The organism is Spirosoma sp. (assembly GCF_026391055.1).
GTDB lineage: Bacteria > Bacteroidota > Bacteroidia > Cytophagales > Spirosomataceae > Spirosoma.
On the sequence record NZ_JAPLET010000010.1, the window covers coordinates 215,491 to 229,956 of the forward strand.

The window sequence follows — 14,466 nt, forward strand, 5'->3', positions numbered from 1 at the left end:
ATGCGCGTTTTATTTTTAGTTCAAGGTGAAGGTCGGGGCCACTTAACGCAGGCCCTGTCTCTGGCCCAAATTTTACAGATGGCTGGTCATGAGGTGATTGGAGCCATTGTTGGCGTTACAACTGAGCGAAGCGTTCCTACTTTTTTTGCCGACAAATTTACGGCACCTATCCTACCCATATTCAGTCCAGGCCTTGTTTATAATGCAGGCACCAATGCACTAGACCCGTTCAAGACTACTTTGTTGGCACTCAAAACGATGAAGCCATTCTGGCGTAGTTTACAACAAGTGCGCGATCATATCGAGACTGAACGCCCCGACGTAGTTGTCAACTTCTATGAAATGTTGGGAGGAATGACCTATGCCCTTTTGCGCCCTTCTGTACCGATGATTTGTATTGCCCATCAGTACATGGCCTTTCATCCTAATTTTCAGCGCCCTAAAGGTCAATGGTTTTATGAGCAAGCGTTTAAAATAAACACCCGGTTAACCTGCTTTGGCGCGAAGGAACTGCTGGCGCTTTCATTTGATGAGCAGGCCAATGAACCGCGTGAGCGTCTGCGGGTAGTGCCTCCCCTACTTCGTCGTGAGGTCACTGAGCTAAAACCGTCGTTCACTACCGATTTTCTGCTGGCTTATGTAACTCAGCCCGGCTTAAAAGTCGAACTACAGAAAGCCCATCAGCAGCATCCTACGCAAAAAATGGACGCTTTTCACGCAGAGGCAACCGGGCCAAATCAGATTATTGACAACACTCTGACGTATCATGCTATTGATGGCAACCGATTTCTGGAGTTTATGGCCCGATGTAAGGCAATTGTCACCACGGCTGGTTTCGAATCGGTTTGCGAAGCGGCTTATTTAGGCAAACCCGTTCTGATGATTCCGCAACCAAATCATTTTGAGCAGGCCTGTAATGCCATTGATGGACAGCGAGCGGGCGTTGGGGTTGCCTCGGATACGTTCGACTTGAACAAACTATCGGATTTTTTACCTCAGTACGACATCCAGTTAAGTGAGCGATTCCGGGCATGGCATGGCCGAGGTTATTTCATGTTTTTGGCCGCACTGAATCGGGCGGTAACCCCTACCAGTAAACCGTCGGGCGGTTTCTTCTGGCCGCGCGTTCGGCACCTATTACGTTCCTGAGCTGTATAAAAAATTCAACGGGTTTGGATACTGGAACAGGTAGCCTGTGTCGGAAATGATTTTTTCTGGCGAAATCACTTTATACGGCACCAGGCTTAACGGCTCAATGAAGGTTGGCAGTGCGTAACCAAAATCTGCACAACTTTTTCGGTAAATAGCTTCTCGGGTTGGGTGCTCTGGAGATACAGCATTATAAACTCCAGTCAACGATTGCGTTATAATCGCTTTTAAAAGGCCTACAGCATCATTTTGGTGTAAATAGTTAACAGGTACCGCTCCACTATCTACAGTGCGTCCTGCAACGTATTTGCCGGGTATACGGTCGTAACCCATCAATCCACCGCACCGAACGATGGTAACTAACCGGTTGGGGGCTAAACGTTGCACATACTGCTCTGCCTGTACTAAAGCCGGAGAAGCCGATTGTTCCGGTACTTGCACATCCTCTTCAACAACTACCCGGTTCAATTCAGGATAAACCGATGTAGAGCTTACATAAATAACATGCTGTATCGAAGATTGTCGAACGGCATTGATCAGATGGTTAATCTGTGCCGGATGGAAGTCATCGCCGTACTTACCGGCTTTGGGCGGGATATCGATTACTAGTACATCAGCTTGCAGAAGTGTATTCAGATCACCTTGCGGTTCAGGATTTAACCGTAGCAGATAACCTTCTATAGCCGCCTGTTCAAGTCTGGTAAGCTTTTCTGGTGTTGTGGTACTTCCTTTTACCTGAAAACCTTCCGTTGCAATAGCGCCACCGAGTGGTAAGCCAAGCCAGCCACAGCCAAGAATGGTAATTGTTTTATCCGGCATAGCTTAAAAACCGATTCCGAAAGTAAGCGTCCGAACATCCGGGCCTTTGTCGGTCTGAAAAAGGGGATTTAAATCATATTTTACGAAGAAGTCGAGGCTTCGCAAACCCAGGTGCGCCATAAGACCGTAGCGGTAATTGTTCAGATAATAATCGGAGTGACGACGGTCTTTGCTGCCATCGGCTTCTTTTATTTTTCGGTAGCTGTCTAGCCGGTAATTCACGTAGCCTCCTACCCCAAGGTGGCAAATTTTACGGCCGTCGCTGTTGTAAAACGTCACCCGGGGTACTACGGGCACGCCAATAGTGGCGACCGTCAATTTACTTTTTCGCAGATCACGACCGGCATCCGGGAAGGCTACTCCTGTCGGTGTCTTTTCGGCGATGTTGTTCCCTTCGAACATGAAGTTATTCCAGGCTACCTCAACGCCGTAATAGAGCTTCAGCGACGCGTATTTACCACGAATGATCGTTGGCATGGCGCCCATCGACAACGCCACATACCTCGACCCTATTGGCCGAAGGTCATAGCTATCTTCTGGATAAGCGGGACTTGAACTCTGTTGGATGAAGTTATTGAGACCAATACTTAAACCATAATCGAAGCTACTTCTGTTTCGATCATTCTTACGGCGTTTGGCACTTTGGTAGTCCCGGTCTTGCTTATCTATTTGTTTTGACCCGTTTCTGAGTGTATCCTCCGTATTGTTTATCACAATGGTTACACCGTCTTTCTTCTTTGTCACTACAAGGACAGTGTCTTTCAGAAATTGTCCGCCATCTTGAGAAATAGCGGTTTTCCCATCCGGTAACGAATCGAGTTTCATACCCATCTCCCGGACAATTTTGTTCAGGTCGTAGCTTGACAGGGCCTGGATAGCAGCCTTGTTGGGCGCATAGATAACAAGGCGAGTGCGGTTGGCAAACCGAATCACCAGCGAATCGGCCGGATGAGTAGTCAGATTCTCAGCGTTGGCAAACATTGGAATTGCCAGTATGAGGCACAGTAGTATATGTATTCGCTTGGTCATTGCTTCGCTGCTTTCTCTTTATCTAAACTATGTTTTAAGCCACTATATGCCCGTCCGATCAGGCCACGCTCTTCGTTACTCATATCGTCCTGACGGGCAAATATTTCACCTTGTTTAATGCGCTTCACCTGCTGCCACAGACTTGCCTTTGTTTCTTTCTCCGCCTTATCATTCTGAGCTATTACTGCTTTCTCTTCAATAATGGCTTTTACTTCCTGGCGGGCCGCAACCAGTGACTGAGGCTCGGCAATGGTTACTTCCAGAACACGTTCAACAGATGGGGCAGGTTTAGCCATAGCTTTAACCTCTGCAACACGATCAGTTTTTACCGTTTCCATAGGAGCCACGTTCGTAGAACCAGTGTTTGTAGCGTTTCCCCTGTTTTCAACAGTCTTTGCCTGGACAATAACGGGTTCGCTCTCTATTTGCTTTGTTTCTGACGGTTCGGTGTCCATTGCGTTGGACTCCTGAGAGGTTTTCCAAACTGCATTTCTCCCTTTTCCTTTGACTGCTTTATTCGCACTTGCAACCTGTTGCGAGTTGTTGATAGACTCTAATTCAGCCGGAGCTTCAACGATCCTCTCGGTTCTTGGTTGATTGGCCGATGCGCGCTGAGCCTCTGTATCTATTTGTTCAGCACTTTTCTTGTTTACCGCCAGCTCGTTCTGCCCCGGCTTACCACCGGACCCAGATGGCCAATAGAGCCAGCCAAACAGACAAACCAGTGCCAGGCAGGCCGCTGCTGCCATATAGGGCTGTATAACCGGGTTCCGCCAAAAGACCAGTCTGGTTTCCGGTTTCTGCTGATTCATACGCGCCTGTAACCGCGCAAAGCCATCGGCACTGGGCGGCAGCGACATGTTACCCAGCTTACGGGCAAACAAATCATCAACTGGCGGTTTTTCTGTATGCTTTTTCATAGGATTCAGACCGAGTTTCCTGTTCCAATTTCTTTAAATTCGTTTGCAGTAACACCCGCGCACGACTTAGTTGAGACTTTGACGTCCCTTCCGAAATGCCAAGCATTTCTGCTATTTCAATATGTGAGTACCCTTCAATCGCATAAAGGTTAAACACTGTACGATACCCATCGGGCATTTGATTTACCATCCGTAACAAATCGTTTTCATTCACAGCGGTATCGGCCCATTCGTAATCTGGCTCAACGGTTACTTCATCAAGGGATATTTCCTGTCGCCATTGTTTTGCTTTCCGCAGGAACATTAACGATTCTGTCACCATAATACGCCTGATCCAACCCTCAAAGCTACCATCCTCTCTGAATTGCTCTATTTTCTCAAAAACTTTCATAAAGCCGTCCAGCATCACCTCTTCAGCATCAGCTCTGTTTGCACAATAACGCGTACAAACAGCCAGCATTTTACCGGCATACCGTTCATAGATGACCTTATGCGCACGGCTTTCGCCCCGTTTCAGCGCTCCAATCAGCTTAGCTTCTGTTGTAAAAAACGGTATAAGTCGAAGCATATTCGTTCAGGTTCATTGAGTAGATGCAAGTTAGGGGAGGCTGGTTGCATGAGGATAAAAAAATAGTTTTCTGGCCATTATTATTTTTCGGACAATAAAAAAAGGGCTCTTACAGCCCTTTTATGTATTTAATTCCGGCAACATAATGAAGCCAGATGACTCGTGATATTCGGAAGTTAACCGGCGCAATCACAACCATGACTGGTGCTATGATACTGGCATACACCCATCCATCCGGATCGCCCCCCAAGTAAAATATCAGAAAGCCCAGGACTAGCGCAACTCCACCCGATATGGCATAACTTACGTACATGGCGCCGATAAAATAACCGGGTTCAATTTCATAACGCAGTCCGCAATGAGGGCACAATTCGTACATCTCATCAAAGCCAGTGGGCGAATAGAAAGGCTTTTTAAATATTTTACCTTGTCTACACCTAGGACAAAGCCCTTTTAACGCGGCCTGCGATTTCGAGACGTCTTCCATACTCACGTTTACTGTTCCGATACCACAAATAAGTAATTGATGCTACTATCAGGTATGGAATCATTAATAAATAAACAATACCCAGGTTCAGGTTGGAAGCAACAACGCTACGACCATTACTGACGGTACTTTCAACGGTTCCCCGGCACATTGCACACTGGGCCATTAACTCAGGCGAAACCGCTAACAGCACAACAATTACGAGCCACACTTTCCAGGTTCTCATGATTTTTTCCGTGTTAATAAATGTAATAAGGTTCAATCAAAAAATAGACGATCACACCCGTTATGCTCACGTACAGCCAAATTGGGAAGGCGTACTTTACAGTTTGTTTGTGTTTGTCAATTTGACCACTTAATGCATAATAAACGGCTCGTAGTACAAACCAAACAACAACAATCGAGAGAACGATATGAGATACCAGTAAAAAGTAATATACTGGTCTTATCCAACCGCTACCGCCAAACGGCGTCGACTGGTTTGTTAAATGATAGAGCACGTAACTTACCAGAAATACAGAGCCCAATGTAAACGCCATTAACATGGTTCGTTTATGAGCCACAATATTTCCCTGACGTATAAAGTAAAAGCCAATTAGCAGCAGTATTGCTGTTAGCGAATTAATTACTGCATTTAAGTGGGGCAAAATAGTAGTCCAGCTACCTAAATCGATTTTTTGCCGGATACCAAGCAAAATGGCAACGGCAACTGGAATCGCTATCGAGAGCACATTAATAACCCGATTAGCTTTTTGTTCCTGAACGGGCTTCAACGCTTCCATAAGTTCTTACTTATTCTTTGCTGTAAATGTCCAGTAATATTCGGATTTCCAGAACCAGACGATCAACGTCTTCCTTGTCTGTTCCGTCGTAGAACCCTCTGACAATCCCCTGTTTATCTACCAATACCAACTTCTCGCTATGAATAAAAGTTTCGTCTGGCTTACCCTCTTTTACCCCTGCATCTACGGTAGGCAAATAATAGCCATGCATGGCCAGATCGTAAATATCCGCTTTATCGCCGGTTAGAAAATACCACTTTCCCGGTATAGCTTCGTATTTGGTTGCATATGCCTTTAGTTGCGCGGGCCGGTCGTGTTCCGGATCAACTGTGTGCGACAGAAAAACGATATCTGGATTATTGCGAAAAATGTCCTGCACACGGGTCAGCTGAGATGAAATCCGAGGACATATGGTTCCGCAACGCGTAAAGAAGAAATCGGCAACGTAAATTTTGTTCTTTACGATCGACTGATCTACCGTTTTTCCATCCTGATCAATCAGTTTGAACGGCGGTATCTGGTTAAAAATGGTATCTGTTCCCTGACTACCATCAGGTAAGGTAACTTTACCCATTAGGGGCTCGCCGTTAGTCGAGTCGATCTTGGGTAAATAGCGGGGCAATACGTAGTGATTCTGTGTTCCAAACCTAAGGAATACATACAGCAAAGCCGGGACCAGCAACGTAGTGAGCAGGATCCCGGCTTTTCGAGTAACCGTCATTAGTTATCGTAATTGAAAAATAGAACCGCCTTCAGTTAACAGTGCTACCAGCAACCAGATGATAAAGACAATCGGGATAACAATTGCCCAGATAAGGCTTTTAACCTCATGCTTCAAGTGCATAAACTCACCAACAATGTAGAAGGCTTTTATCAATGTCATGATCACGAAGATCGACGTTCTCAAACCTCCTGCCTTCATAAAGTAAGCCAGGGTAAATTCAACGGCAGTTATGGCCGACAGAATAAAAAAGGTGCGCCAGATAAGGCCTGTATTTGCTGGTGGAATTTCACCAACCTCGTGTGTTCCGTGTGAATGATCAGACATGACTCAGGGTAATTAAACCAGATAGAAAAATGTAAAGACAAATACCCAAACCAGATCAACAAAGTGCCAGTACAAACCAACTTTCTCAACCATTTCATAATGGCCACGACGCTCATAAAGGCCAGTTGACGCCCGATAGAAAATCAGGATGTTCAAAACTACTCCGCTGAACACGTGTGTTCCGTGGAAACCCGTGATGAAGAAGAACAAGTCAGCGAAGGCAGGTGGGCCATATTGGTTTTCGACGAGGTTAGCCCCGAAGATGGTGCGTTGAATGGCCTGACCATTTATCAGTTCGGTAATAGTCGTGCCGGTTTCTGTGCCGTGAATAAAGTGACTCCATTCCCAGGCCTGACTACCCAAAAAGGTAAAACCGCCCAGAATGGTCCATAACATATACTTCTCAACATCTTTGCGGTCCATCCGATGACCCGCTTCAACGGCTAGCACCATGGTTACGCTACTGAAGATAAGAATGAACGTCATGATACCCACGAAAATGAGAGGTAAGTCAACGCCATGTAGAAATGGAACTGAGTTGTATACCTTTTCCGGGGTTGGCCAATAAAGATTCGAGAATTTGAACACTTCACCGAATACTGCTGGATCCCAAGCTGGGTAGCTGTACCGAATCAGGCCATACGTTACTAATAGAGCCGAAAAGGTGAAGGTATCCGAGATCAGGAAGAACCACATCATTAGCTTGCCGTAGCTCACTTTCATAGGTTCAACTCCACCCATCCAGGTCTTCTTATCGAACACTTGCTCCGAATCGGTCGTCAGGGTATCGTGCGTTACAGTAGCCGCCATGCGTCTAAAAGATTATCAATGAAAATAGACTAAAAAGAAAAACAAATACAACCACAAAATGTCTAAAAAATGCCAGTAAGTTGCTGCGATCTCTAACTGATTCAGGCTTTTGGCATGAATACGGAACCGAAACGAAGCGACCAGCGCAAATATTAAAACGACTAAACCGGAAATAAGATGAAAGCCGTGTAGACCGGTAAAAATGTACATGAACGAACCGGCCGGGTTACCAACGAAAAACACATTTTCGTTCACTAAATTAACCCAACCCTGGAACTGCATATACAAAAAGACCGCTCCGAGTACAAAAGTAATAGTTATCGCTATTCTCAGCCCTGTAAAGTTGTCTTTTTTTGCAGCCAGATAAGCCCAGTGCATTGTAAGACTACTAACAACTAACACTATTGTACTGTATGAGAAGATACTGGGAATATCATATTCCAGCCAGTTACCTTCCGCTCTGCGTACGAGATAAGCACTCGTCATAGCAGCAAAGAGCATGATGATGCTCACAACAAACAACCACATAATAAACTTGCGGGGGTTCATTGAGAGCGTCTCCTGCGGCTCTTCTACAATGGAAATATCGTTGACTAACTCACTCATGATTTATTGTTATACTTTATCCAGTAGGTAAACAATCTGCACAATGGGCAAATACAGCAATGAACCAAACATCATTTGCAAAGCTGCTTTGTCAGTACAGGTTCTCATTAAGTGGAACGTTTGTGCCAGGAACAAGATTCCGCCAACCGTGGCTATTAGCGCTGAACTGATACCTGTCACGCCGAGCATATAAGGCAACCAGCCTACCGGTACGAGAAACAGCGTGTAAATCATTATCTTGTAAGCTGTTTCAGCTGTTTTACCGTCACCTGGCATCATCTGAATACCTGCTTTTTTGTATTCATCAAAAGCCAGCCAGCCAATAGCCCAGAAGTGCGGAAATTGCCAGAAGAATTGAATGGCGAATAAGATTCCAGGGGCCCAGCCAAAATGATTTGTAGCCGCTACCCAACCGATCATCGGAGGAAATGCTCCTGGTAGTGCGCCAACAAACACTGCGATCTGTCCTTTCTGCTTAAGTGGAGTATAGACAAACCCGTACAGTAAAAGTGACAGTACGGCCAGTGCAGCTGCTCTGATATTAAATACTTCGACGAACAGATAACATCCTACACTAAACAATAAAAAGGCAAAAACAGCCGCTTCATTCACAGATAGACGCTCAGTTGGTAATGGGCGCACAGCAGTGCGTTTCATTACCTTGTCAGACTCTTTCTCTATGATCTGGTTGATAATGTTTGCGGCTCCGGTAATGCAAATAGAGGCAATTGTTAACACTACAATCTTCCACCAAATTACATTATCTGATGCCAGGCAATATCCAAAGACGCCCGAAAAAACGACCGCCAATGTAAGCTTTAATTTGATTAACTCAATATACGCTTTTGCTTTCCCGTTAAGAGTGGCTATTGCCAGTATTTTTTCCATACTAAGCTTGTACTAGTTGAGACATTTGGTGCCTGTCTCCTGCTGTTAGAAGTTTGGGTGTTAGCAGGATGCTAACAGAAAACTGCAACCCTACGATCAAGATGGCTAATAGGAGGTGAACTGGTTGAGCTGCAGCCGGCACGCCCAGATAAGCCATAATTATGCCCGTGCCTATCTCTGCAACAACCAGCGCAATCAGATAGTTGGTCAATCTGCGGATGATTATCGATGTACTCTGTTTTTTGAGTCGATACAAGACAAGTACGTGTAAGCCGAATAGCACTAATGAAAAGGAGCGATGTATATAAAAACGCCAATCCAGTTCTTCAACCCACTCAGACCGTTGTGCGTATCCTAGTTGCTTCACAACAGAATCGAGTGCGTCTCTAACCTGGGCACCCAATATGATTTGCCCTAACGTTAGTATCATCACGACAATGAGTAACACCTTCACTCCTTCCGTATTTCTTGCATTACGCTGTTGCTGGAGTTTACTTACATTCGCGCGAATTAGCACAAAGAGTAGAGCGAAGACAACAACAATTGCCAATAAAAGGTGTAGCGTGATCATGTATTGAGCTAATTCAGTAGCCACTACACGCGAGCCTAACCAGCCATTGACACCAATCATCAGAAAAGCTACAAGGCTTCCGACAACGATTGCTTTATCTTTCCGTAAATAAGTGAAAGAAGTAATAAGGGTAGCAAACACAAGAAAGCCAGAGAGAACGCCTAACAAGCGATTGATATACTCAATCCATGTTTTCACGGCATTAAACTCAATCTCTCCTTTGAGTTTCGCTCCGTAGATTTCCTGATAATTAGCAGGAAGTTGCGAAATCTCCGTTGGGGGAATCCATTGACCAAAGCATTTTGGCCAATCAGGACAGCCCATTCCAGAGCCTGTGCCTCTAACGATACCACCTGCAAGAATAAGCAGATAGATAACAATTACCGTTAGAAAAGCCAGACTCTGGAAGCGCTGTTCTTTTTTATTAATGAGGCTGTTTGAACTGGTCATTCAGGTTTTGTGCCTCGATCTCACTTTCCAAACTAATCAATTCGTTCTCATGCGGAAGATTTGATTCGGGCGTTTGAGAGTAAGGTACGTTTTGTGGGATGAAGTCATCCTTTGCACCTGGTTTGCTATAGTCATACGGCCAGCGGTAAACTGCTGGTATTTCCCCTACCCAGTTACCATGGCCTGGAATAATAGGCGTAGTCCATTCGAGCGTGTTCGACTTCCATGGGTTCTGCGTTGCTCTTTTACCTCTAATTAAGCTATTAACAAAATTATAGATAAATACCCACTGAGCCGCGAATGTAAAGATGGCCGCAAGGCTAATGAACGCATTCATGTCAGCGAAGATATTCTTCGTGAAATCATAGCTTGTGAACGCATAGTAACGACGTGGGAAACCAGCAATACCTACATAGTGCATTGGGAAGAATACAAGATAGATACCAATAAAGGTCAACCAGAAGTGTACATAGCCCAGTTTCTCATCCAGCATCCGACCAAACATTTTGGGGAACCAGTGATAAACTCCAGCTAATAGACCGAAGGCAGAAGCAGCACCCATTACAAGGTGGAAGTGAGCTACTACGAAGTAGGTATCGTGCAGTTGGATATCCAGTGCAGAGTTACCCAAAATCAGACCAGTAATACCACCCGAAATAAAGAAAGATACCAGACCAATCGAGAACAACATCGCTGGTGTAAAGCGAATGTTACCACGCCATAAGGTTGTAATGTAGTTAAACGCTTTCACAGCTGAGGGTACCGCAATGATCAACGTCAGGAACATGAAGATAGAGCCCAAGAATGGATTCATACCTGTCACGAACATGTGGTGAGCCCATACAATAAACGCCAGGAAGGCAATACCCATCATAGAGGCAATCATGGCACGATAGCCAAAAATCGGCTTACGAGCGTTCGTTGCAATAATTTCTGAGGTCATACCCAGCGCTGGCAGGATAACGATGTATACCTCAGGGTGGCCCAGAAACCAGAATAAGTGCTGGAACAAAATTGGGCTACCACCAACGTTCGGCAGTGCTTCACCTTTGATGTAAATCTCTGACAGATAGAAGCTGGTACCAAAGCTACGGTCGAAGATAAGCAACAGAGCAGCCGACAGCAATACAGGGAAAGAAATCAGACCCAGAATGGCCGTCAGCAGGAATGCCCAGATGGTCAGCGGTAGTTTGCTAAACGACATGCCCCGTGTTCGCAGGTTGATTACCGTAGTAATGTAGTTAATACCACCCAGCAATTGCGAGACGATAAATAACGCCATGCTTATCAACCACAATGTCATACCTAATTCAGATCCTTTATGCGCTTGCGGCAACGCGCTCAATGGTGGGTATATAACCCAGCCACCAGCCGCTGGACCTGTTTCAATAAACATCGAAGAGAACATGACAACACTGGCAATGAAGAAGAACCAGTATGATAGCATGTTCAAAAAGCCAGATGCCATATCCCGGGCACCTACTTGTAGTGGAATCAGAAAGTTTGAGAACGTTCCGCTCAAGCCAGCCGTCAAAACGAAAAATACCATGATAGTACCATGCATGGTAACCAAGGCCAGGTAAAAATCGGGATCCAACTTATCCGTTTCGTTAATCCAGCTACCCAATACAGGGCGTAGAAATCCTAACTTCAGGTTTGGGAATCCCAGCTGAAGTCTGAACATAACGGATAAACTAATACCAATGATTGACCATAGAATACCAGAAATCAGGTATTGCTTTGCAATCGTCTTGTGGTCTTCGGAGAAAATATACTTGCGCCAAAAACTTTGCGGCTCGTGATGGTCATGCTCTGTTGCATGTGCCACAATTGCCGGGTTAGCTGATACAGTCGCCATCGTATTTGGTTTGTTGTAGGTTAGAAATTAACGGAGTGTAGTTGTAGCTACAGAAACTCCACCTTGTTGTGGTACAGACGCAGTAGAACTATCAGCTGGGGCAGCGGTTGCATCAGCAGGCAAATATTTGGCTGCTTTTGCTTTTAAACTTGCCGGTATGCGAGTTGCTAGTTCAGGGGTTGAGGTCAGCAATGGTTTTTGCTGCTTACACCAGGCTTCCCACGTTGCTTCATCTTCTACAACAAGGCGAATACGCATCGAAAAGTGCCCTTGTCCACATACTTCTGTACAAGCAATTTCATACGTAAAATCAGGATTACCAGTGATATTACGCATTTCATCCGTTGTTTTATCCGCAATGAACCAGAAGCGGGTTGGCATACCTGGAACAGCGTCCATTTTCACACGTAGGTGAGGAATAAATACGCTATGCAATACGTCACGAGCCCGGATTTTCAGCAAAACTGGCTTGTTGGCAGGGATGTGCAACTCCGAAGTTGATACAAAATCATCGAAAGAAGCTTCGTCTGTATAGTCGATTCCAGTTTCGTTGTTATTGTCGATCAACTTGTAGTTGAAGCTACCAAGCTTATTATTGTCGACACCCGGATAGCGGGCAATCCAGTTGAACTGCTTTCCTACAATTTCGAACACCTGCGCATTGGCTGGTGCTTCCGCCATTATATCCCGCCAGGCTCTCCAACCAGTGAATACCATTACTGCCATGATGACAGCAGGAACAATTGTCCAGATCAACTCCAGCTTATGGTTTTCCGGGTAGTAAGCGGCTTTGTATCCTTCTTTGTGTTGATACATCCAGGCGAAGATAAACAACAGAGCATTTGTTAAAACAAACGCAGCAGTGATCATTGCCATTGAAATCCAGAACAGGTTATCAGTACGCCGACCATGAGGAGACGATGCTTCAGGTAAGAAGAATTGTCGGGCATACATGAACGACCAAACAGCACCTATCAGACCAACAACAAAAAAGACAACAAACAATGCACCGTTGATCTTGTTGCTTAAACCAATCTGCCCTTCTTCTTTAGGGCCACCTGCGTTCTTAACAACAGCAGCCATTTTGGAAACGACCATTGCGGCCAACCCTAAAAAGACTACTGCTAATAATGCGACTATATAGACCATTTTTTTACAGGTTATAAATTAAATATCGTGGTGTAACGTCTCTACGAGCATAGGGTGATTCTTTGGAATCAGGTTAGCTTTCGTTAACTGAGAAGAAACACTCCAGATAAAACCACACGCGAAAATAAGAATCATACCGAATTCAATCGGACCAAAACCGCCGTGTTCACCTACTGTTCCCGGCATAATATTAACGTAGAAATCAAAGTAGTGACCGATAATGATACACCAAGCTGCCAGCTTCAGAATAATGTAAGTCCGCTTTGCATCCCTTGTCATTAAGATCAAGAATGGACACACAAAATTCAAGAACAAGTTTATGAAAAACGGAGCTTTGTAAATGCCCCCATAACCACTAAAGCGTTCGCGATAGTAAATAGTTTCCTCTGGAAGGTTAGCATAGTAAATAAGCATAAACTGCGCAAACCACACGTACGTCCAAAAGATACTGAAGGCAAACATGAATTTACCCAGGTCATGTAAGTGGCTGTCATTCACGATTTTCAGATAGCCTTTCTCTTTCAAGCTTACGACGGCTAGCGTAATAATAGCTAGGCCTGTAACGTGCCAGCTAGCCAGTGTATACCAGCCAAACATAGTACTGAACCAGTGTGTATCGATTGACATCACAAAGTCCCAAGCCGATGTTGATGAAGTAACACCAAACACTAAAAGAAACGCCGTACCAAGTTTGATGCTCTTGTCATAATACTCCGTACCACCTTCGAGGTCTTCCTGTAAGGAATAGTTACGAATAACACGCCACATCATGTACCACAAAGCAAAATAGAGAACGATACGTGTCAGGTAAAAAGGCATGTTCAAAAAGCCTTTCTTACCATTGATAATTGGATCGAATTCAGCGCTTGAGGGGTCAAACAGTGCCGGATTCAGCCAATGGAACAAATCATGTCCGGCAATAAAGAATACGGCTAAAATGGCAATCCCTGTAAACGGCAAAAATGCCGGAAGAGCCTCGGGAATACGCTTGAAAGCAGATGACCAACCAGCCTGTGCTAAGTAGTTATAGGATATGAAGAACATACCAATAACGGAGGCACCTGCGAAATAAACAGCGTTGAGCCACACGTTAGCCCACAAACGGTTAGTCCATTTGTATGCGTGGTGACCACCGCCTTCATGAGCGCCAGCGCCAGCATCATGTACGGCCACATGGGTTTCATGTGAACCAACACCCGATGCCAACAGGTATGCGCCAATTGCTACTAACGCGACTCCGGCTCCAATACCGATCATTAACCGACGTTTGGAGTCCGCAGTAAATTCAAATTCTTCGTCTAAGGACGGTATTGCGTGAGCCGATGCCATTCT

Annotated in this window: 17 protein-coding genes; 1 reads left to right on the forward strand and 16 read right to left on the reverse strand. The window is 45.1% G+C overall.

All coding sequences use genetic code 11. From position 1 onward, the window contains the following. Positions 1-1,149 (forward strand): glycosyltransferase family protein, encoded by a 1,149-nt coding sequence (locus NT073_RS03290; RefSeq protein WP_297368727.1) that lies wholly within the window; start codon positions 1-3, stop codon positions 1,147-1,149. On the opposite strand, the gene NT073_RS03295 is transcribed toward NT073_RS03290, so the two are convergent. The 16 genes from NT073_RS03295 to NT073_RS03370 form a co-directional block, all read right to left on the reverse strand. Next, on the reverse strand, positions 1,138-1,968 hold the full coding sequence (locus NT073_RS03295; RefSeq protein ID WP_297368731.1) for an SDR family NAD(P)-dependent oxidoreductase: 831 nt from the start codon (positions 1,966-1,968) through the stop codon (positions 1,138-1,140). The genes NT073_RS03290 and NT073_RS03295 overlap by 12 nt on opposite strands. Before the next feature lie 3 nt (positions 1,969-1,971). Next, complete coding sequence (locus NT073_RS03300; protein WP_297368734.1) at positions 1,972-2,949, reverse strand: hypothetical protein; 978 nt, start codon at positions 2,947-2,949, stop codon at positions 1,972-1,974. 44 nt (positions 2,950-2,993) lie between these two features. Further along, entirely contained in the window at positions 2,994-3,917 is a 924-nt protein-coding gene (locus NT073_RS03305) for a hypothetical protein (protein ID WP_297368737.1), read from the reverse strand. Continuing rightward, positions 3,886-4,485: a sigma-70 family RNA polymerase sigma factor gene (locus NT073_RS03310; protein WP_297368740.1), complete on the reverse strand. Its 600-nt coding sequence runs from the start codon at positions 4,483-4,485 to the stop codon at positions 3,886-3,888. Before NT073_RS03310 ends, NT073_RS03305 begins: the two co-directional genes overlap by 32 nt. Positions 4,486-4,594: 109 nt before the next feature. Then, positions 4,595-4,864, reverse strand: coding sequence for a DUF983 domain-containing protein (locus NT073_RS03315; RefSeq protein WP_297368743.1), 270 nt, complete (start codon positions 4,862-4,864; stop codon positions 4,595-4,597). Between the two features lie 58 nt (positions 4,865-4,922). Further along, positions 4,923-5,198, reverse strand: a complete 276-nt coding sequence (locus tag NT073_RS03320) for a hypothetical protein (protein ID WP_297368746.1) — start codon at positions 5,196-5,198, stop codon at positions 4,923-4,925. A 13-nt stretch (positions 5,199-5,211) separates the two neighbouring features. Then, the gene (locus NT073_RS03325; RefSeq protein ID WP_297368750.1) at positions 5,212-5,754 is read right to left on the reverse strand and encodes a DUF420 domain-containing protein; all 543 of its coding nucleotides are present in this window, start codon (positions 5,752-5,754) and stop codon (positions 5,212-5,214) included. Between the two features lie 10 nt (positions 5,755-5,764). Continuing rightward, the gene (locus tag NT073_RS03330; protein ID WP_297368752.1) at positions 5,765-6,475 is read right to left on the reverse strand and encodes an SCO family protein; all 711 of its coding nucleotides are present in this window, start codon (positions 6,473-6,475) and stop codon (positions 5,765-5,767) included. Between the two features lie 3 nt (positions 6,476-6,478). Further along, positions 6,479-6,802, reverse strand: coding sequence for a cytochrome C oxidase subunit IV family protein (locus tag NT073_RS03335; RefSeq protein WP_012930134.1), 324 nt, complete (start codon positions 6,800-6,802; stop codon positions 6,479-6,481). 12 nt (positions 6,803-6,814) lie between these two features. Further along, positions 6,815-7,612, reverse strand: coding sequence for a cytochrome c oxidase subunit 3 (locus NT073_RS03340; protein WP_012930133.1), 798 nt, complete (start codon positions 7,610-7,612; stop codon positions 6,815-6,817). 15 nt (positions 7,613-7,627) lie between these two features. Then, positions 7,628-8,218: a cytochrome c oxidase subunit 3 gene (locus NT073_RS03345; protein ID WP_297368759.1), complete on the reverse strand. Its 591-nt coding sequence runs from the start codon at positions 8,216-8,218 to the stop codon at positions 7,628-7,630. 9 nt (positions 8,219-8,227) lie between these two features. Then, positions 8,228-9,106 carry a heme o synthase gene (gene cyoE / locus NT073_RS03350; RefSeq protein ID WP_297368762.1) on the reverse strand — a complete coding sequence of 293 codons (879 nt, stop codon included), beginning with the start codon at positions 9,104-9,106 and terminating at the stop codon, positions 8,228-8,230. Position 9,107: 1 nt separating this feature from the next. Continuing rightward, positions 9,108-10,127: a COX15/CtaA family protein gene (locus tag NT073_RS03355; RefSeq protein WP_297368765.1), complete on the reverse strand. Its 1,020-nt coding sequence runs from the start codon at positions 10,125-10,127 to the stop codon at positions 9,108-9,110. Then, the gene (locus NT073_RS03360) at positions 10,102-11,985 is read right to left on the reverse strand and encodes a cbb3-type cytochrome c oxidase subunit I (protein ID WP_297368768.1); all 1,884 of its coding nucleotides are present in this window, start codon (positions 11,983-11,985) and stop codon (positions 10,102-10,104) included. The genes NT073_RS03355 and NT073_RS03360 overlap by 26 nt, the downstream gene beginning before the upstream one ends. A 27-nt stretch (positions 11,986-12,012) precedes the next feature. Further along, entirely contained in the window at positions 12,013-13,134 is a 1,122-nt protein-coding gene (locus NT073_RS03365; RefSeq protein WP_297368771.1) for a cytochrome c oxidase subunit II, read from the reverse strand. An 18-nt stretch (positions 13,135-13,152) separates the two neighbouring features. Further along, the gene (locus tag NT073_RS03370; RefSeq protein ID WP_297368774.1) at positions 13,153-14,463 is read right to left on the reverse strand and encodes a quinol:cytochrome C oxidoreductase; all 1,311 of its coding nucleotides are present in this window, start codon (positions 14,461-14,463) and stop codon (positions 13,153-13,155) included. Between the last annotated feature and the right edge of the window lie 3 nt (positions 14,464-14,466).